This window comes from Qipengyuania vulgaris, from assembly GCF_009827325.1.
Taxonomy (GTDB): domain Bacteria; phylum Pseudomonadota; class Alphaproteobacteria; order Sphingomonadales; family Sphingomonadaceae; genus Qipengyuania; species Qipengyuania vulgaris.
Genome location: NZ_WTYC01000004.1, coordinates 39,035 through 58,516, shown reverse-complemented (window position 1 = coordinate 58,516; position 19,482 = coordinate 39,035). Strand labels below are relative to the sequence as shown.

15 protein-coding genes and 1 tRNA gene are annotated in these 19,482 nt (G+C 56.5%); 7 read left to right on the top strand and 9 right to left on the bottom strand.

The genetic code is table 11. The features are described 5' to 3' along the window. The first annotated feature begins 15 nt into the window (after positions 1 to 15). Positions 16 to 792: a SapC family protein gene (locus tag GRI69_RS08840; RefSeq protein WP_160728168.1), complete on the top strand. Its 777-nt coding sequence runs from the start codon at positions 16 to 18 to the stop codon at positions 790 to 792. A 228-nt stretch (positions 793 to 1,020) separates the two neighbouring features. Here the strand turns inward: GRI69_RS08840 and GRI69_RS08835 are convergent, their stop codons facing one another. Then, positions 1,021 to 1,953 carry an N-formylglutamate amidohydrolase gene (locus GRI69_RS08835; RefSeq protein WP_160727920.1) on the bottom strand — a complete coding sequence of 311 codons (933 nt, stop codon included), beginning with the start codon at positions 1,951 to 1,953 and terminating at the stop codon, positions 1,021 to 1,023. Positions 1,954 to 2,063: 110 nt separating this feature from the next. Here GRI69_RS08835 and cpdR point away from each other — a divergent pair, with 110 nt between their 5' ends. Both cpdR and GRI69_RS08825 read left to right on the top strand, forming a co-directional pair. Further along, the gene (cpdR, locus tag GRI69_RS08830) at positions 2,064 to 2,453 is read left to right on the top strand and encodes a cell cycle two-component system response regulator CpdR (protein ID WP_160727919.1); all 390 of its coding nucleotides are present in this window, start codon (positions 2,064 to 2,066) and stop codon (positions 2,451 to 2,453) included. An 88-nt stretch (positions 2,454 to 2,541) separates the two neighbouring features. Next, positions 2,542 to 2,616: transfer RNA gene (locus GRI69_RS08825), tRNA-Val, on the top strand. Between the two features lie 101 nt (positions 2,617 to 2,717). Here the strand turns inward: GRI69_RS08825 and GRI69_RS08820 are convergent. From GRI69_RS08820 to GRI69_RS08790, 7 genes are all read right to left on the bottom strand, one after another. Further along, positions 2,718 to 3,998, bottom strand: coding sequence for a hypothetical protein (locus GRI69_RS08820; protein WP_160727918.1), 1,281 nt, complete (start codon positions 3,996 to 3,998; stop codon positions 2,718 to 2,720). 98 nt (positions 3,999 to 4,096) lie between these two features. After that, positions 4,097 to 5,254 (bottom strand): hypothetical protein, encoded by a 1,158-nt coding sequence (locus GRI69_RS08815; protein WP_160727917.1) that lies wholly within the window; start codon positions 5,252 to 5,254, stop codon positions 4,097 to 4,099. Continuing rightward, positions 5,251 to 7,485 (bottom strand): GumC family protein, encoded by a 2,235-nt coding sequence (locus tag GRI69_RS08810; RefSeq protein ID WP_160727916.1) that lies wholly within the window; start codon positions 7,483 to 7,485, stop codon positions 5,251 to 5,253. Before GRI69_RS08810 ends, GRI69_RS08815 begins: the two co-directional genes overlap by 4 nt. Before the next feature lie 3 nt (positions 7,486 to 7,488). Next, positions 7,489 to 8,178, bottom strand: coding sequence for a polysaccharide biosynthesis/export family protein (locus GRI69_RS08805; protein WP_160727915.1), 690 nt, complete (start codon positions 8,176 to 8,178; stop codon positions 7,489 to 7,491). Next, entirely contained in the window at positions 8,175 to 9,530 is a 1,356-nt protein-coding gene (locus tag GRI69_RS16350; RefSeq protein WP_160727914.1) for an O-antigen ligase family protein, read from the bottom strand. Before GRI69_RS16350 ends, GRI69_RS08805 begins: the two co-directional genes overlap by 4 nt. Before the next feature lie 94 nt (positions 9,531 to 9,624). Then, positions 9,625 to 9,885 carry a hypothetical protein gene (locus GRI69_RS08795; protein WP_160727913.1) on the bottom strand — a complete coding sequence of 87 codons (261 nt, stop codon included), beginning with the start codon at positions 9,883 to 9,885 and terminating at the stop codon, positions 9,625 to 9,627. A 196-nt stretch (positions 9,886 to 10,081) separates the two neighbouring features. Next, the gene (locus GRI69_RS08790) at positions 10,082 to 11,449 is read right to left on the bottom strand and encodes a sugar transferase (RefSeq protein ID WP_237453025.1); all 1,368 of its coding nucleotides are present in this window, start codon (positions 11,447 to 11,449) and stop codon (positions 10,082 to 10,084) included. Between the two features lie 242 nt (positions 11,450 to 11,691). Between GRI69_RS08790 and GRI69_RS08785 the strand changes: the two genes are divergently transcribed. From GRI69_RS08785 to GRI69_RS08770, 4 genes are all read left to right on the top strand, one after another. Beyond that, positions 11,692 to 12,912, top strand: a complete 1,221-nt coding sequence (locus GRI69_RS08785) for an NADP-dependent isocitrate dehydrogenase (RefSeq protein WP_160727912.1) — start codon at positions 11,692 to 11,694, stop codon at positions 12,910 to 12,912. Positions 12,913 to 13,017: 105 nt separating this feature from the next. After that, positions 13,018 to 14,673 carry a carbon-nitrogen hydrolase family protein gene (locus GRI69_RS08780; RefSeq protein ID WP_160727911.1) on the top strand — a complete coding sequence of 552 codons (1,656 nt, stop codon included), beginning with the start codon at positions 13,018 to 13,020 and terminating at the stop codon, positions 14,671 to 14,673. Positions 14,674 to 14,722: 49 nt separating this feature from the next. After that, positions 14,723 to 16,483, top strand: a complete 1,761-nt coding sequence (locus GRI69_RS08775) for a cation:proton antiporter domain-containing protein (protein ID WP_160727910.1) — start codon at positions 14,723 to 14,725, stop codon at positions 16,481 to 16,483. 43 nt (positions 16,484 to 16,526) lie between these two features. Continuing rightward, complete coding sequence (locus tag GRI69_RS08770; RefSeq protein ID WP_160727909.1) at positions 16,527 to 16,706, top strand: hypothetical protein; 180 nt, start codon at positions 16,527 to 16,529, stop codon at positions 16,704 to 16,706. 44 nt (positions 16,707 to 16,750) lie between these two features. Here GRI69_RS08770 and alaS read toward each other — a convergent pair whose 3' ends face one another. Next, positions 16,751 to 19,414: an alanine--tRNA ligase gene (alaS, locus tag GRI69_RS08765; protein ID WP_160727908.1), complete on the bottom strand. Its 2,664-nt coding sequence runs from the start codon at positions 19,412 to 19,414 to the stop codon at positions 16,751 to 16,753. Positions 19,415 to 19,482 lie beyond the last annotated feature (68 nt).

Sequence of the window (19,482 nt, the reverse complement as noted above, 5' to 3'; positions counted from 1 at the left end):
ACTCGGAGAATTGTCATGGCGAGCGCGCCGCAGCAGCCCCAACTGCCACTGTTTTTCAACGACTTGATGCCACTGAACAGTCAGGACCACAAGACTTACCGCACGCGCAGCATCGATGCCGCACCTTGGCTCGCAAAGGCTCACGCCATTCCGCTAACCGTGGACGAGTTTGTCCAGGCGCAGCGCAATTTCCCGATCGTCTTTTCGAGTGGCGAGAATCCGCTTCCGTTGGCTCTGATGGGTCTCAATGAAGGCGTGAACACTTTCGTCGACGACGCCGGCAAGGTTACTGAACAGGTCTACCTTCCAGCTTACATCAGGCGATATCCTTTTATGCTCGCCAAGCTGAAAGCGGAGGCGACAGATCTTTCACTCATGTTCGATCCTACAAGCGAGGCGATCGGCGAATTCGATGAGGGCGAACGCCTCTTTGACGACGAAGGCAACACTACCGATGCCACGAAGCGCGTTCTCGAATTCTGCCAGCATTTCGAACAATCGGCTCAACGCACACAGGCGTTCCTGACCGAAATCAAGAATGCCGATCTGCTGATGGACGGAGAAGTTGCCATTCAGCGCGAGGGTGAGGAAAATCCTTTTGTTTATCGCGGCTTCAAGATGGTTGATCAGGAAAAGCTCCGCGAGATCAGCACTGAAAAAGCTGCAGAGTGGAACAAGAACGGCATCATGATGCTGATCAACGCCCACATATTCTCGCTTGAACTGATGCGGGTTATCTTTGCACGGCAGGTTCAGCAGGGGACGGCCCCGAAGCCCAACGCTCAAGCCTGAACGAACCTGTTAAGCAATCTTATCAAGCACGACGAACTGTGGTGGAATCGCGTCGGCATGCCGCATTCCACCAAATTTTTGATGGTTGAAAGCATCCCCGAAATCACCATTTAAATAGCGTCGGCGGCGCTCCCCTCATTGCCTGCCGACATGATGCACTTTGTGCATCTCCTCCCTGAACCTTGGCCACCTCGTGCACATCGCACGGGGTGGTTTTTTGCATGTTGTCTATTCTGCGGCCTGAGGCAGTTGATCACCCTTCCTCAACTCCGCAACACTGGCGGCGAGCTCGCGCACCAGACCGGATATCAGACGGGCGACGGCAGGTAAGCGCGCACTCGGCTCCTCAAGGCGAGAATCCAGATAGCTGGTCCGGCAAACCTCGATCTGCATCGCGTGGATTCCGCGCCGGGGGGCGCCGTGACGATCAAGCACGTAGCCACCCGAATAGGGCTGATTATGGGCCACCGGCCTTCCGGACTTGCCAAAGTAGTTCAGCGCAGTCGCAATCAGGCCACCGTGACAGCTGGAGCCAAACCGGTCTCCGAGTACGAACTCGGGAGCGACTTCATCCTGGTAGCGCCGCCGCAAGGGCGGCATCGAATGGAGATCGATAAGAAGCGCTGCCCCCCAGTGATCGCGTATTTCCTCGAGTGTCGCGCCCAACGCCTGGTGATATGGGCGATGCACGGTATCGATCCGACGATCGAGTTCGATCCGGTCCAGCGGGTGCTTCCAGAGTTCGCCCAAGCCAGGCAAGCGACGCGGGACCAGGCCCAGGCCACTACGAGCTCGTCTGTTCGCAAGAGAGTTGGACCGTGACGGCTTATCGCCGTGGATCATCGACCAGTCGACATCGTCTGGCGCCCGATTGAGATCTATCAATGCACGAGGAGCCTTGGCGACAAGCAGCGCAGCGCCCGTTTCCTCCGAAATAGCATGAGCGAGCGTATCCGCATGTCGATCTTCAAGGCGTAATCGTGAACCGCTGTGGCGCAGGCTCGCCAGAACATCGCTCGCGTAATTTCGTCCGCCGTGTGGTACTGCAAGAAGCACCGGAATGGGTAGATTAGCGCCCACTTGGAGTTCGAAAACCCTGTCGTCTTCTGACGGCCTGCTGACCGAATCATCAAAACCCGAAAGAGTGGTTTCATCACCCATGCAGAGAGACTGTGGGTTTGTTTTCGACAAGTCAAAGTGGGAAGGTCTCATTAAGAGACATAATCGTCAGAATGGAAGATTTCTTAAGCGAATTGGGTTAAGGCGTTGCCATGAGTGAGCTGCACCACAAACGAATCCTGCTGGCCGAAGATGACGAGGCTATGCGAACCTACCTAGAGCGCGCATTGAACCAGGCAGGGTATGATGTCGACGCCGTAGATCGGGGAACGGAAGCGATCCCGCTGCTTGAGAATGCCGAATACGATTTGCTTCTTTCCGATATCGTCATGCCGGAAATGGACGGTATCGAACTCGCTCAGCGCTGCAACGAGATCAGCCCGGCAACGAAGGTGATGTTCATCACCGGGTTTGCTGCGGTCACGCTCAAGGCAAGCCGGGAGCAGCCTCACGCCAAGGTTCTTTCGAAGCCATTCCATCTGCGGGATCTCGTGATCGAAGTGGAGCGTGTCCTGCAAGAGAAGGTTAGCGCACAGCTTTGACAAGATTACCAGCGTTTGCCTCTTGCGCGGTTCGAAAGGCCTCGCTAAACGGCGCGCCTGCCGCACAAAACGGCCAGTTCGATAGCGTGGGCGTATAGCTCAGTGGTAGAGCACTATGTTGACATCGTAGGGGTCCCAAGTTCGAACCTTGGTACGCCCACCATCGAACAAAAACCCGCCGCTGGCGGGTTTTTTCTTGCCAAGCACAATCGGTTTTCCAAATTAAATGGACGGCGCGGCTGAGATTGGTTTCTTTTGACCGGTTCAGATTGCGTTCGGACTAGATATCGGTCTGGGAACAGCGAAAACTCCACTCTCTCGGGGGCCTTCGAGTTGATCAGCGCCAGCCCTCCTCGCTGCATCCCTGCGAATTGCTTCGAGCGAAGCAATGAGCATCACGCCAAACCATGGAGAATCGATTTGAGGATCGAGGAGATTGACGCCGATCACGAACAGGAAGATTGTTCTCCCAAAGTCCCCGCGAGCATTCCGCCAGTAGAGCGCATAGAGTGAATAGAGGATGAATATCGTAAACGGCAGACCGAACTCCGCAAGAAGCTGACTGATCCCACCGTAAGGCTTGTTGGCAGAAGAGTGAATTGCCCAGATATCAGACTTAAATCGCAAGAGCGCGGGCGCGAGATAGCGATTGTGGACTTCGGCCGAGAACATCCCGGGCAATTGTGGCAGATCATGACTTCCGATGTAGCGGTTGATGGGACTCGACCAGATCGCAGGCTGGCTGGAGAATTGCCCTAATCCTGTGCCGACCAAAATGGTGTGAGGCTGATCAACATAGAGTTCGCCCACCGCCGCGAACGCATAGAGCTTTGGATTAACTCCGTAATATTCGGTGAACTGGTTGTTCTTTGTTTCGGCCCGAAATTGGACGTAGGGTACGATGACCATGGCCACCGCCGCACCGGCGAAGAGGATCACACGATTGCGGCGTAGGAAGATGATCAGTGCCGCTACTCCTGCCAGAATGCCGAGGATGAAATTCGGGGCAAGAAAATTGAGTACTGAAACAAGCAAGACCCTGTTTTCCATAAAGGACATTTTGCGCTTGCGCGTCAGAGCTTCAGCAATCCCGAAAAAGCCGATGATCGTGACGATTTTGGCCCCGCCATTACCGAACCCGCCGTTGTAGTAGTCCGGAAGGTAGTGGACGTAGGGTAATTGGAACGGGAAACCCATCTGGATTAGGCTTAGCAAGCTAGTAATCAGAACGATCACGTTGAGAGAGCGGATCAGACGTCTTCCGTTAACATAAGCTGCCGGCTTGAAACCAAGCGCTGCCGCGAGAAATGGCAAGACAAGCGCCAATTCGAGTGCCCAGGCTGTAACCGAGAAACTCAAACCAAGGGCGTAGTTCACAAAGCCCGCTGTCGTGAGAAAGAAAATCAGAAAGAGCGCGGGCGCGTAGGTCCGCGACGAAAGCCAGTTGATCAGCAGTAACGGCGCTGCAACGTATGCTGCATAGCTCGCTGGCGTTCTCGGTATGGCCATCGCGATAGCAAACGGTAGAGATGTTGTAATTTTCACGCTACTTTAACTCGCTGCCCGTTGTGGCGGAAATGTCTCTGCCAGCAGTTTGATCTATTTCACATTCCTGATCAGAACACTCGACTTGGCCTCAAATATCAATCGATTGCGATGGCCAAGTCGGTCACCGTACCCTTCGACGTGGACAGAGCAAGAAACTGTGTGGGACAATCCTCTGGCACGTCGAATGAAATTTCCGCATCATAATCCTGTGCGATCAGACTGTTGGCCGCTCCCCGCGAGGTTCGGTCACACCGCATGGAAACCTGAACCAACGCATTGCCTGAGGCCATGCCAGACATAACTCCCGGACTTGTGTCGCTCCTTAATCGCAGCCTGTGCTGCCCGGCTTCCAGAGTAAGATATCGGTATGCGAACTGGCGCCGAAGTGGATCGCGATTACGCACGGTTACTGTACCTTCGCCATGACGGACAGACAGGCCCGGAACTGACGGGAAGGACCATGCGAATGGATCCTCCTCCCCCAGCCCCGATGTCGGGGCGAATGCGGCATCGCGGCCAGCTTCACCCAAACATCTATCGGGCCAAACCGAAAGCGCCGCTGAGCCTTTGTTTCTCGCGAGTAATGTCCTCGTGACGCGAGAAAAACGCGAGCAGTCCATTGCATCACCCTTGTTTTCGGACATTACGAACACTTGGGCGACCTCTTCCCCGTAATCCGGGTATGCGCCGATAAAATCGGCCAGAGCATAGACCAACGGATAGCTCTCGGCGAGACGATCCGCGAGAGCCTTCCGCCCCCCTTCGCTTTGCAACATGAGACTTAACGATCCGAAAATCGCCTCCTGCTCCCGTCTCAATCGTGTCAAAGCGTCAATGCGCTGAGCAGCGATTTCCCAGTTCTCTGCTCCGATTGCGCTACCGACGACCATCACTTGGGTATAGGTATCGCGCCATCCACGTTGGGCGGCGAGGGAGAGCGCCCGCCCAGCTCTTTCCACATCGTCTCCCTCGACTGCGGCCAGCGCAAAAGAGGAGAGCGTGGACGCATCGATCGGCCGGTGCCGGAGGGATGACTCAGCTCGCGCGACAGCCAAATCCGGCGCCGGAACCGCCAGCAACCGCGCTGCATTGGCGTCCGCAAATCCACCCAAGTTCGGCGGAACGTACGCCATCAAGGTTAGGCGCGTTCGCGAGTGGCGATCAAGCTGGAAGACCGTGGCTAAAGCGGCCAGCATCAAGAATGCAGCGACGCGCAGGAACCAGCCAGTTACCTGTCGACGCTTGATCTTCACCTGTCTTCGTCCGTTGTCTCGTACGCGTAATAGTCGTTGCCGTAATACGAGTATTCACCACTTACATTGCGCGGATTGAATTTGGTCAAAACCGCGCCGATGACATTAGCCTTCACCATTCCAAGTCGGCCGAGAGCCGTTTTAACCGCGCCACGGTTACCCGACTCGGCATCAATAACAATCAGCACTGCATCGGTATGGGCAGCGATGGTCGGCGCATCTGAGAGACCAAGCATCGGCGGAGCGTCGAATACCACAGACTCAAACCTTTCGAGAAGGTTGGCGATAAGTTCGTCGAACTTTGTACTTCCGAGAAGTGCCGCCGGATCAGGCGGCATCGGGAGCGCCGTCATATAGGTGAGGTTCGGATGATCCGAGGCCACCAATACTTCATCGATGCCTTTTTCACCTGCCAGAACGGCCGTGAAGCCCTCCTGTTTAGGATTGGTCAGCTTCCGATGCAGCGTCGGGCGACGCAGGTCCGAATCGATCAAGAGAGTCTTTCGGCCAAGCTCGGCGAACTCAAGAGCAAGCTTGCCCGCAGATGTGGTCTTACCTTCCCCTGCCTGCGCCGAAGTCACCGCAAGAGTACGGGGAATCCCCGCCCCCGTGCTGTAACGCAGGTTGGTCACTAGCGACTGATAGGCTTCGCTAACCGGAGACTTCGGATCTTCGAGATCTTCGGACGGATTAGCGCCTTGGATCATGGGAATAAGTCCAAGCAGCGGGATACCGATCTTCCGCTCGACGTCGTCCGGTGTCCGCAATACGTCGTCGAATTGCTCACGGAGGAATACGAAACCAGCAGCCACAAGCATCCCGCCCATCAGCGCAATTATCATATTAATGATGAGGTTGGGCGACGAAGGATCGCGCGGAACCTGCGCAACATCCACCATCGATATGTTGTTCGATGTCGAACCGGCCGTTGCGTTCAATTCGTTGAATCGGGTCAGAAGGGTATTGTAGAGAGCGCGATCTGTCTCGGCGACGCGCTTGAGGATATTGTATTGGACGCCCCGGTCCTGCTCGTCGAGAGCCGTATCGCGTATCTGACCGACCTGGTCCTGTATCTCATTCTCGCGATTACGCGTAGCTTCGTAAGCTAGACGAACGGAATTCTTGATGGCCCTGCCGACCTGTTGAATCTGCGTGTTTATCTCGTCCACCTGAGCCTGCAGCGCTTGAACGTTTGGATGCGCGTCGAGATGGCGGGCCCTCTCTTCCGCCAGCTTGGCTTCGGCAACTGCGCGTTCACGAACCAACTGGCTGTAAGCGGAATTTTGCAAGACTTGTGGAACGGATTCGATCGGCTGATTGGCGATGCTCTGCCAAATATTCTCCGCAGTGATGCGTTCAGCTGTCGCCTGCGCCGCGGCTGTATTGATCTGTTCAAGGGTTTGGTTCGTAACCGACAAGGTCGTTTCCTGATCGGCATTCTGACCCTGACCTGTGACCCGGATAAGGCCCGCTGCGCGTGAAAATGCGTTAAGATCCTTTTCACTCTGCTCCAGCTTGTTGCGCGAATCTTCTAGCTGCTGGGCAAGGAATTCACGGGCATAGGCGCTGCTATCGAACTTTCGCGCCAGATTGCTCTCGATGAAATTGCGGGCAATTGAATTCGACATCTCCGCGGCGATCACCGGATCGCCGCTTTGGAAATGTATCGAAACGAGACGACTGTCGATCGGCAAAGTCACGTTGAGCGAATCGAGCACCATCTGGATGGCCATATCGCGGCGTAGGCGAGCAAGACCTTCGGGCCCAGAATAGCCCGATCCTTCGAGCGAATCCAGTTGAGGTAACTCTTGTCCCTGTGCCGCATAGAAGTCCTCGCGATCGGCCAGATTTTCCGACTCCACGACCCGCTCAGCCAAGCTGCGACTTTCGATCACATCCACTTGCGTCTGAAGAAACCGCTCGGTTTCCTGCATCGGAACCACCGACTGCGTATCAGCGCCCTCAATAATGGTATCGGCACTCTGCTCGATAAGGACCTGTGAGGTAGCGACAAACTGGGGCCGCATCAAAAGAGTCACGAGAACGCCAGCGCCTAACGCAACCACCAGGATGGCAATAATGCCTAGGAGATTGCGACGAATGGCCGCGCCGACCCGGCGCAAGTCGATGTCAAAAAAGACATCGTCGTCGACAGGTCTCTCGGAGGGATATTCACGACGCATCTCCGACTTTGCGTCTGATGAGCCGCCGAGGGGATAACCAGTAGCCAATTGTCAGAACCTTGTGAAAACATTGAAAAGCGGTGCGGCGCGAAGGAAATTCTCGAAAGCGCCTCGAAGCGCTGAAAATCCTACGACGATGCGATCTCCACCGAGAATTTCGGGGTCTTCGGCCTTACCTTCTCGAATAGCCTTGAGATCGAACACAGCTCCGTGACGCTCGCCATCGATCATGCGAAAAACGACAACTTCGTCATCTACCCCTGTGAATTTCAGGCCTCGAGCGCGAGCAATTGATTCTACGAGCGAAGACGTACCTGCAATCTCGTAAACACCCGGCTGTTCGACCTGACCATCCACCGTCACACGTTGCGCTGCGGAGGTGACCACGCCAACGACCACCTGGGGGTCGCGGATATATCGCGATCCCAATCCCTCTTCGATTTCTCGACTCAGTTGAATAGGCGTCTTTCCTGCCGCCGTAACTTCACCGATAAAAGGAAAGTTAATCGTGCCGGCAGAATTTACCGAGATCTCGGGGAAGGTCAGTTCGCTCTCCTGAAATACCCGGATCGACAGGGTATCAAGAACCCCGATACGGTATTCCAGCGTGCCTAACGTATCGGAGGCCGCTGGCATAACGCGATACGCCGCTTCTCCCGCCGGGAGATCGGACGACGGGCTGAAGCAACCTGCAAGCAATAATGTTGGGGCGACGAACACGCCGTTACGAAGCTTACTCAATGACTACGATCCCTCTTTATCGTCAGCGGCGCCGTTAGCAGAGCCACGAGCAGTCCTGCAACGCATAACTCCGCCATATTTCGTAGCGGAAAATACACAAGCGCCTGCAAGGCAAAACAGAGCGCCGCCATTGCAGCGGCAAGCGTGACAGGAGCATGAACCGATCGCAGTCCACGAATGACTGCGTAAGCGAGATAGACAAACCAAAGTGAAACAAGGATCGCCCCGAAAATCCCAGCTTCCAGCAATATCTCTAGATACTCGTTATGGGCCCTCGCCGCTTTTTTAGCGACCAGCATTTCTAGCGATTCTTCTACCTGGAAAACTTCGTCGAAGGAGCCCACTCCACTGCCGACGGGCCAATATCGGTCAATCCCGACCAGTGTATCTTCCCATATATCTGGCCGCGAATCTTCGAAGCTGTCGAAGCGATCCCATGTCCGTCCCAGCCGGTCGTTGGTTGCGAAAACAGCAGCGACGGCCATTGCACCGACGATTCCAGCAGCAAGAAATCCCCAACGGGTGCGCCGCGGCATAACCCATGCCCGCTTGGCAGCGACCGCAAGAACCCATAGCCCAGGCAATATCAACAGTGCCACGGCAGATCGCGAATTGGTCAATATGACCCCTATGACCAGCAAAGCACCGCCTGCTAGGTAGAGAAGCGTGGCAACATTCGACCGTTCGTCGGACAAGTAATGCCCGACCAGAGCACAAAGACCGATTACCATGACCAGTCCGCTGGCAATGTGACTTACGAAAAATCCGTAAAATCGTCCGACTTGGTTGGTCTCGTAAAGCGTAAGGGTATCCCCCCCAGCCGCAAACTGGATCACGCCGAATGCAAATTGGACGAAAGCCACGGTTGCCAATAATGCCAATGCATGGCGCGGTGCCGAATTCGACCCGAAGCGAAAGCAGGCGATAACTGCGAGTGGCCCAACAAGCGCGACAAGTGCAGTGACAGTTCTCCCACGGTCGAGGGTCAACGGAAACCAATCATTGCCGGAATTGACCAGCTCGCGTGACTGTAGCGCCATTTCCCTCCCAGGAAGGGATTGCCAGATACCAGCCGGAAGCGGGATCAGATGGAAGATAGGCAAGAGAAGCGTCAGAGCGACTAGAATAATCAGAGATTTGGGAGCGGCGTCACGAAACCGGCGTAAAATGCCCGGGTACAGCAGTAAAATTCCAAGCGCCACGATTTGAACAACGAGATTTGCAAGTCCATGCCTTACGCCGCCGCCACCCAAGACTAATGCTACCAAGAGCAGCAAAACCAAGGGCCAGCCGAGTACGCGCAACGCCTCTTGCCATTTCGCCAAAAAAGTACCGCTGCGATTTGTAGGCACGCCTACCCTCCCTTGCCCCGAGCTAGGCCAGAGCAATAAAAAACCCCGCCGGTAACGATCACCGACGGGGTTCGAATTTTTTTGCCCGACTTACTTAGTCGGTGGTGTCGTCATCGACTGCGATGATGATACCGACGATCACGGCCACTGCGGCAAGAACAGCGAGAATGGTTGCCGAACCACCCATTTCACTCTTCGACTTAACCGACTCGGTGCCGCGCTCGACACTCGACATCTTGACAGGCTGCACGGCGAAGGTGCCGGCGTCAGCGGCACGGGTGCCGGCCTGAGCCGCGACGGGAACTACCGTCATAGCGATTGCACCGAGGCCCGAGAGAAGGCGGCTGGTCTTCATATGTAATCTCCTAGTTTTCTTCTTACGAGAATTCAGTTGGCTGGCTAGCAATGAAACGCTCACTGTGCAACCGGTTAAATTCCACTTGCGGGAATTTGTTCGCATTCGCACAATCGCTCAATCAGACCAACCCCACATGGTTCCCAATGAACACCATAACTTTGTAATACTGACATTTTTGCATCACATCTGGCGCTCAATATGCGTTGTGGTGAACCAGCACCCGGGCCGTCGCCAGCATGATCTTGAAGTCAGTCCAAGGTGACCAGGTCCTAATGTATTCGAGATCGGCTTGGAGCCGGTCGGTAAGATGCCCTTCGGTTTCGGTAGCGCCGCGATGTCCGCGAACCTGCGCAAGGCCCGTCAAGCCGGGCTTCAGCGAATGCCGCTGCCAGTAATCGCCATCGATTTCCCAGAAAAGCTTGTCATTTGCGAGCGAACCCAAGGCATGTGGGCGAGGACCCACTAAGCTCATTTCCGAGCGCAGGACATTGATGAGCTGAGGCAATTCATCAATGCTCGTTCGCCGAATGAACCTCCCCATCCGCGTTATCCGATCATCCTCGCGCGAGGTCGATCGGGTGCCGCTGCTATCCAGACGCTCGACCTTCATCGACCGGAACTTCAGCATGTCGAACATGCAATTGCCTTGCCCCATCCGGGGTTGCACGAAGAATACCGGCCCGCCGTCCTCAAGTTTAATCAAGAGCGCGACAATCAACATCACCGGGCCAAGCAAAAATAGCGCAGGAACGGTGAACGCAAGGTCGATCATCCTTTTTGTCAGGCGAGCCTGAAGCCCCAAGGGACCGGCGGAAACCACAAGGAAAGACCAGCCATGCTCCCTTTCCAACGACAGAGCACCCAACTCCTGGAGAGCTTCCGACACGACTTCTCCGTGGACCCCCGCTGCGCGCATGATGCGGGTCCAGAAGACTCGTCTGTCGAGAGGGCAACTTACGATCACACGATCCATGTTGCGCATCGTCCGCCCCAATGAATCGAGTGTTTCAGGATCGCGTTGCGCATTCTCTAAAAGAACTGCGTCTGCAGCGAACCGGTCAACGCCAGGCAGATCGATTTTTGGCCCACCGTCCTCGATCAGCAATACGTTCGAAACACGCCCGCGAAAGTTTCGGATAATGCTCCAGCACACGATACGACGAATTACCACCATGCCGACGAATGCCGTGCCGATTGCTAGCGAAAATGTGAGCCGGGCAAAATCGCTGCTGGATCCGACATAAAACGTCATCACCAGGAAAAGCATTGCCGAAACCGAAAGAGAAATCGCAAGTCGGACCACCGCGTGTCGGAATTCTTCGAGTGCACGTATCGAATAAAGCCGATTATAAATCGCGATGACCACGAATATCGGCACGGTGAATTGCATGACCTGAACAGCCCTCAGGGACGGCAATTGGCCGATGAGTAGATAGCCAGCAAGCCAAAAACTTCCGAAAAGAATTGCGATATCAAGCAGGAACAGCGCGGCATAAAGCTGTATCCGCCGATGCTCCATCGACGGGCGAACGCTGTTTTCGAGATAATCCTGGATCGGCATAACCGAAATTCACTGCCGATTGCGCATCGACAGAATGACCTCTTTCACTCTGATTTGATCTTGCGGCCCCATCGTTCGCGCCGACGCTGTTGCATAAGCCGGAAATGCTCGTGGAGGCAATACATAACGTGTCAACATGGCAGATCGAACCGGTCGCTAAATTTGGCTCGTGTCCGCTACCTTGCCCTTGGCCTCCTGTCTGCTAAAGCGCCGCCAACTCCATTCGAACTGACAGGAAACCCATGGCCAAGATCAAGGTAGCCAACCCGGTCGTCGAAATCGACGGCGACGAAATGACGAAAATCATCTGGAAATGGATCCGCGAACGGCTGATCCTTCCCTATCTCGATATCGATCTCAAATACTACGACCTTTCCATCGAGAGTCGCGACGCTACGGATGATCAGATCACCGTCGACGCTGCGAACGCGATCAAGGAACATGGTGTCGGCGTAAAGTGCGCCACCATCACTCCGGACGAGCAGCGCGTCGAGGAATTCGGCCTTAAAAAGATGTGGGTCAGCCCGAACGGAACGATCCGCAACATTCTCGGTGGCGTTGTCTTCCGCGAGCCTATCGTGATCGATAACGTCCCGCGTCTCGTCCCTGGCTGGACCGACCCGATCGTTGTCGGCCGTCATGCCTATGGCGATCAGTATCGCGCCAAAGACACGCTTATTCCCGGCAAGGGTAAGCTGCGCATGGTATTCGAGGGGGAGGACGGCGAGAATATTGACATAGACGTGTTCGAGTTCCCCAGCCCGGGTGTCGCCCTGACGATGTACAATCTCGACGACAGCATCCGCGATTTTGCCCGTGCAAGCTTCGCTTACGGCCTTGACCGGAAGTGGCCGGTATATCTGTCGACCAAGAACACCATCCTCAAAAAGTACGATGGCCGATTCAAGGACCTGTTCCAGGAAATCTTCGACGCTGAATACAAAGCCGACTTCGACAAGCACGGTCTGACCTACGAACACCGCCTGATCGATGACATGGTCGCAGCCGCGCTGAAATGGAGCGGCAAGTTCGTGTGGGCCTGCAAGAACTACGACGGCGACGTCCAGTCGGACATCGTTGCACAGGGCTTCGGCTCGCTCGGCCTGATGACTTCGGTCCTGATGACCCCCGATGGCAAGACTGTGGAAGCGGAAGCAGCACACGGCACCGTCACCCGCCACTATCGCCAGCACCAGCAGGGTAAGGCGACTTCGACGAACCCGATCGCCAGCATCTTCGCCTGGACGCGCGGTCTCATGTATCGCGGCAAGTTCGACGACACGCCGGAAGTCGTGAAGTTTGCCGAAACGCTTGAGCGGGTCTGCATCCGGACGGTCGAAAGCGGCAAGATGACCAAGGATCTCGCATTGCTCATCGGTCCGGACCAGAGCTGGATGACCACTGAACAGTTCTTCGAAGCAATTGTCGAAGGGCTGGAAGCGGAAATGGCGAAGGCAGCCTGAAACCGGAACGCTTCTGGGTCATTACCCAGATAAGCCAGATCACCGGGGTCGGCCTCTGCCGGCCCCGGTTTTTCTTTGGGGTCGACCAAAACTGACGGGGTAAGAATGGCCAAACAGCCTACGAAGAAGCGCGCAATTCGCCGGAAGAGTTCGGAGAAATTCGGCCAGAAGCGCCTCGAAATCCGCAATGCCAGGATCAAGGATATTCGCGGCATCGCGGATCTGGTGCGGCGCGTTTACGAAGATATGCCAGCTTATACTCACGGCGAGATCCGCGGTCAGATCAACAATTTTTCCGAAGGGTGTTTCGTTGCCCTGCTAGACGACAGGGTGGTCGGCTATTGCGCGACCATGCAGGTGGCAGAAGCCTTGGCCTTTCAGGATCATGACTGGGACGAGATAACCGGAAACGGCTACGGCAGCCGCCACGACCCCACTGGGGACTGGCTTTACGGCTACGAAATGTGCGTCGATCCGAAGGTCCGCGGTGTCAGGATCGGTAGGCGGTTGTACGAAGAGCGCCGCGCTCTCGCCGAAGACCGCGACCTGACAGGGATCGTGTTCGCGGGGCGCATGCCGAACTATCGCCGTAGTCGGCGGAAAGTAGATGGACCGCAGGATTATCTCGAAAAGGTTGTCGAGGGAAAACTGCATGATCCCGTGCTGCGTTTCCAGCTCGCCAACGGCTTCGAACCCGAACGGGTTATGGAAGGCTACCTACCCGAAGACAAAGCGAGCATGGCCAACGCCATCATGATGGTGTGGCGCAACCCCTATGTGGAGCGCGACCAGCCGGTAAAAAAGCGGCTACCCCGAGGCGTCGAAGCTGTCCGCGTGGCGACGTGCCAGCTTCAGGCACGGCAGGTAGCTGATTATGACGAATTCATGCGTCACGTGACGTATTTCGTAGATGTCGCAAGCGATTACGAAGCAGACTTCATCGTTTTTCCAGAACTCTTCACGCTGATGCTGCTGAGTTTCGAAGAGAAGGAACTCTCGCCGGTCGAGGCTATCGAGCGTTTGTCGGAATACACCCCTCGCCTGCGTAACGACATTTCGGAAATGGCGATGCGCTATAATATCAATATCATCGCCGGCAGCCACCCTACGCGCATGGACGATGGAGACATTCATAACGTAGCCTACGTTTGCCTGCGCGACGGATCTGTCCATGCACAGGAAAAGATCCATCCTACCCCTAACGAGCGATATTGGTGGAACATCAAGGGCGGCGACAAGGTCGAGGTCATCCAGACCGACTGCGGTCCGATCGGCGTGCAGATTTGCTATGACAGCGAGTTCCCCGAACTCAGCCGCCGCCTTGCGGACGAAGGCGCCCGGATCATCTTCGTGCCGTTCTGTACCGATAGTCGTCAGGGATATTTGCGCGTTCGCTATTGCTCGCAGGCTAGGGCTATCGAAAATCAGTGTTTCGTCGTTCTGTCCGGCAATGTCGGAAATCTGCCCAATGTGGGCAACATGGACATCCAATATGCGCAAAGCTGCATTTTGACACCGTGTGATTTCCCTTTCGCACGCGATGGCATTGCCGCCGAGGCGACCGAGAACGTGGAAACGTTGACGATCAGCGATATCAACCTGGCCGACCTCCAATGGGCCCGGGCAGAAGGTACCGTGCGCAACTTGGCTGATCGTCGCTTCGACCTTTACCGGATCGAGTGGGATGAAGATGGCAAACATCCAGGCAAGCCCCGGCCGCGCCGCGAACCGCTCGGCCCGGCGCATCCCGGCGGGGGCTAACATTCCCAACCTTCGTGACTTCGCAACGCTGGCTGTTTAGAGCTTACCTATGGCTTCGGGCGACCTTGCATCTCCGGCAATCTCCGACGCGCTCGTCATTCTTGGCGCGGCGGGTCTGGTCATACCCGTCTTTACGCGCTTCCGCATTACGCCCGTGATCGGATTCATCCTGATCGGCATAGCGGTGGGTCCATATGGCTTGGGTCAACTCGTCTTTGAGCGACCCTGGCTTGAACATATAACGATATCTGATCCGGAAGCGCTGGAACCCTTCGCCGAATTCGGCATCATCCTGTTGCTCTTTGCCATCGGGCTGGAATTGTCATTCAAACGCCTGTGGCAATTACGACGGCTTGTCTTCGGTCTTGGCGCTGCGGAGTTGCTCATCGGCGGGGTAATCCTCGCCATCGTGCTTTCAATGATGGGCCAGTTCTGGACAGGAGCGCTGGCATTGGGCTTCGCCCTCGCCTTTTCCTCAACTGCAATTGTCCTGCCAATTTCAGGCACCTCGAGCCCTGTGGGCCGCGCGGCGCTCTCAATGCTGCTTTTCGAAGACATAATGATCGTGCCGATCGTCTTCATTCTCGGCGCGATGGCTCCCAATGCCGCTTCGGAAGGATGGGAAGGCTTGGTGACCACACTGTGGCAGGGTGCAGCGGTGATTGCGGTCATGATGATCGCGGGCCGGATCGCATTGCCACGTCTCTTCGCTCAGGCTGCGCGAACCAAAAGTCCCGAACTCTTTCTCGCTGCGGCCATGCTGGTGGTCATAGGAGCGAGTCTCGCCACTGCCGCGGTAGGACTCTCGCCCATCGTGGGTGCCTTGATTGCGGGCCTGCTCATTGCTGAAACCGAATACCATCAGGAAGTTGAAGGCATCATGGAGCCCTTCAAGGGGCTCGCGCTCGGAATATTCCTCATCACGGTGGGAATGACTATCGATCTTGCCACCATCTGGGAATATTTTGGTCTGATCGCGACAGCGGTGATCGGAGTGCTCCTGTTCAAGGCCGTACTTACAGGGGTGCTCCTGCGACTGATGGGTGCACGGCGCAGCACTGCAGCCGAGACCGGGATCTTGATGGCAAGCCCGTCGGAGACCACACTTATCGTGCTGACCGCCGCCAGTTCGGCGCTGCTTATACAGCCGGGCACGGCACAGTTCTGGCAGATCGTCACCGCAATCGGACTGACGGTCACCCCGCTCCTCGCACGACTGGGCCGCATTGTTGCCCGGCGCGTGGAGCCGGCGCCGGAACTCCCCGCTGATGACGATGGCAAGGGGAAGGTCATCGTCGTGGGGATCGGACGCGTCGGCCGATTGGTGGCTCAAATGCTGAAAGCGCATGATAAGCCCTACGTGGCGATCGATTCCGATGCCGACCTTATCGAATATGCCAAGCGTGAGGGCTATCGCGCGACGTTTGGAGACGCAGCGCGTGGCGGCTCACTGGCAAGGCTGGGCGTGGAAAACGCCCCAGCCATCGTGCTTACGATGGACGAACCGGTACTTGCCGCACGTCTGGTATCCAAGCTTCGCAGCGAATATCCCGATCTGCTAATCGTATCGCGTGCCCGCGATATTGCTCATGCAGCGGAATTGTACCGTGCGGGCGCTAGTCACGCCGTGCCGGAGACGCTGGAAGCGGCTCTGCAGCTTTCGGAAGCCGTACTCGTCGATATCGGAGTGGCTATGGGGCCGGTGATTGCTTCGATTCACGAAAAGCGTGATGAATTCAGGGATTTGATTGAGAAGGAAGGTGCGCTTTCCTACAAGCCGAAGCTACGCTCGAGCACGGTGGACGGTTGAACTCTTCCTTTTCCTACGCGTTGGTAGGTTAAAGGAGAGCAATATGACTGACATTGACCCAACCAAGCCACTGCCCAATGATGAAAAGTTCAAGCCGCAGAATGTCGCCGATCCACGCAAGGACAAGGCGCCAGATGATGGACGCGGCAAGCCCGGAGATACCGAGGGCTATGATATTGAACAGGGTTCCAGTGGCGTAACCAAAAAGACGCCCAGCGCCTGATCAATCTTGCGCACAGAACCCGCGCCTGATCGGCTTGTCGCCGGTCAGGCGTTTTCAGTGGTCAGCGCCTCACGCACCGCTGCGATAGCAGCGTCAGCCTTTGATCCGTCCGGTCCGCCCCCTTGCGCCATATCGGGCCGGCCGCCACCGCCCTTGCCACCAAGTGCTTCGACCCCAGCGCGCACGAGATCAACCGCACTGAATCGTTCGGTAAGGTCGTCAGTCACCGCAACCGCAAAAGCCCCCTTGCCCTCGTTGATCGCGCAGATCGCGGCAATACCGGATCCCATCCGGTTTTTGGACTCATCGAGCAGTGGACGCAGCTCCTTAGGGTCGAGACCATCTATGACCTGACCGGAGAATTTCACTCCGCCAACATCTTCATCGGCAGAATCCGAATTACCTGCGCTTCCACCACCTAGGGCGAGCGCGCGCTTTGCTTCGGCAAGCTCCTTTTCTAGACGTTTACGTTCCTCGACCAAGGCAGCGACCCGCAAAGCAGCTTCATCAGGAGAGGTCTTCAGAGCTCCAGCGATAGTGCGGAGCGCCTCATCACGCGCCAAAAGCCATTGGCGTGCTGCTTCGCCGGTAAGTGCCTCGATCCGGCGTACACCAGAACTTACCGCGCTTTCGGAAACGATCTTGAAGAGACCAATGTCCCCTGTGGCTTCGACGTGTGTCCCGCCGCACAATTCCACTGAATAATTCCGTCCCTTACCGCCCTTCCGGCCCATGGAAAGAACGCGAACTTCGTCGCCGTATTTCTCGCCGAACAACGCCAAGGCCCCGGCGGCAACGGCATCGTCCGGTGTCATCAGCCGGGTTCCAACGGTCTCGTTGGAGCGGATTTCTTCGTTCACTTCCACCTCTATCGCGGCAATGTCCTCGTCGCTCAGCGGCTTGGGGTGCGAGAAGTCGAAGCGGAAGCGATCGGCGGCCACCAGCGAACCCTTCTGCGATACATGCTCTCCAAGGCGATTGCGCAGTGCAGCGTGGACAAGGTGCGTTGCCGAATGATTTGCTCGAATCTGATCGCGCCGATCGGCATTGATCTCGAGATGCACTGCATCGCCGATCTTGACGTTGCCCCTGCCGATTTTCGCCACGTGGGCATGCAGACGACCGAGAGGTTTGTTTGTAGTCGAGACGATCATCTCGAGGCCTTCGGGTGTCCATATCCGTCCCGCATCACCGGTCTGACCGCCGCTTTCCCCGTAGAATGGTGTCTGATTGGTGAGGACAATTACCTCGTCTCCTTCAGCCGCACTCTCCACCTCTACGCCGTTCTTCACCAATGCCACCACTTCGGCCTCGCCGGTGCTGGACGAATAGCCGGTGAATTCTGTCGAACCCTCGCGTTCGGCGATGTCGAACCAGACGTCTTCGCTGGCGGCTTCGCCCGACCCCTTCCACGCAGCCCGCGCAGCCGCCTTCTGCTCCGCCATCGAAGCATCGAAACCTTCACGATCAACACTGATGCCGCGGACGCGCAATGCATCTTCGGTCAGGTCGTAGGGAAAGCCAAAGGTATCGTAGAGCTTGAACGCCGTTTCGCCATCCAGCGTACCGCCCTCGCCCAGTTCACCTGTCTCCTCCTCGAGAAGCTTCAACCCCTTCTCCAGCGTCCGGCGAAATTGCGCTTCTTCGCGCTCGAGAACTTCCTGGATCAGGGCCTGGCCGCGAACCAGTTCGGGATAGGCAGCCCCCATCTCGCTGACGAGTTCCGGAACAAGGCGATGCATCAGGGGCTTGCTTGCACCCAGCAGGTGTGCATGGCGCATGGCCCGTCGCATGATACGGCGCAGTACATAACCCCGGCCTTCGTTGCTCGGCAGCACTCCGTCGGCGAGCAGGAAGCTTGTAGAGCGCAGGTGATCGGCGATGACCCGATGGCTAGCAGTCTGGTCGCCTTCGGCTTTTACTCCCGTCAGCGCCTCACTGGCGCCGATCAGAGCCTTGAAAGTGTCGGTATCGTAATTGTCGTGTACGCCCTGCATGACCGCCGCGACGCGCTCGATGCCCATGCCGGTGTCGATACTGGGCTTGGGCAGGTCTCCGACGATCTCGTCATTCTCTTGCGTGAACTGCATGAAGACGAGGTTCCATATCTCTACAAACCGGTCCCCATCCTCCTCCGGTGATCCGGGAGGTCCACCCCAGATGTGATCCCCATGGTCGTAAAAGATCTCCGAACATGGACCGCATGGGCCGTCGGAACCCATCGCCCAGAAGTTGTCCTTGGTGGGAATGCGAATGATCTTTTCATCGGCGAAACCGGTGCGCTTCTTCCAAAGCTCGAAGGCTTCGTCGTCCGTATGATATACGGTGACCAGAAGCCGCTCGGGATCCAGGCCCCACTCCTTGGTCAGCAGGTTCCAGGCGTTGTCGATCGCCTGTTCCTTGAAATAGTCACCAAAGCTGAAGTTGCCCAGCATCTCGAAGAAAGTGTGATGGCGTGCTGTGTAGCCGACATTGTCGAGGTCGTTGTGCTTGCCCCCTGCACGCACGCACTTCTGCGCGCTGACCGCGCGCGTCGCAGGCGGCTTTTCAAGACCGGTGAAAGCGTTCTTGAACGGAACCATGCCCGCATTGACGAACATGAGTGTAGGATCGCTGAAGGGCACCAGCGGCGCACTCGGAACCTCGGCATGGTCCTTCGAGCCGAAATAATCGAGGAAGGAGCGGCGTATTTCATTGGTCGACGTCATAGTGCCGCAGTTAGGCAATACCCGCGCGCGCGACAAGCGGGAAAGCCCGCTCAGAGTGACCGCCCTCC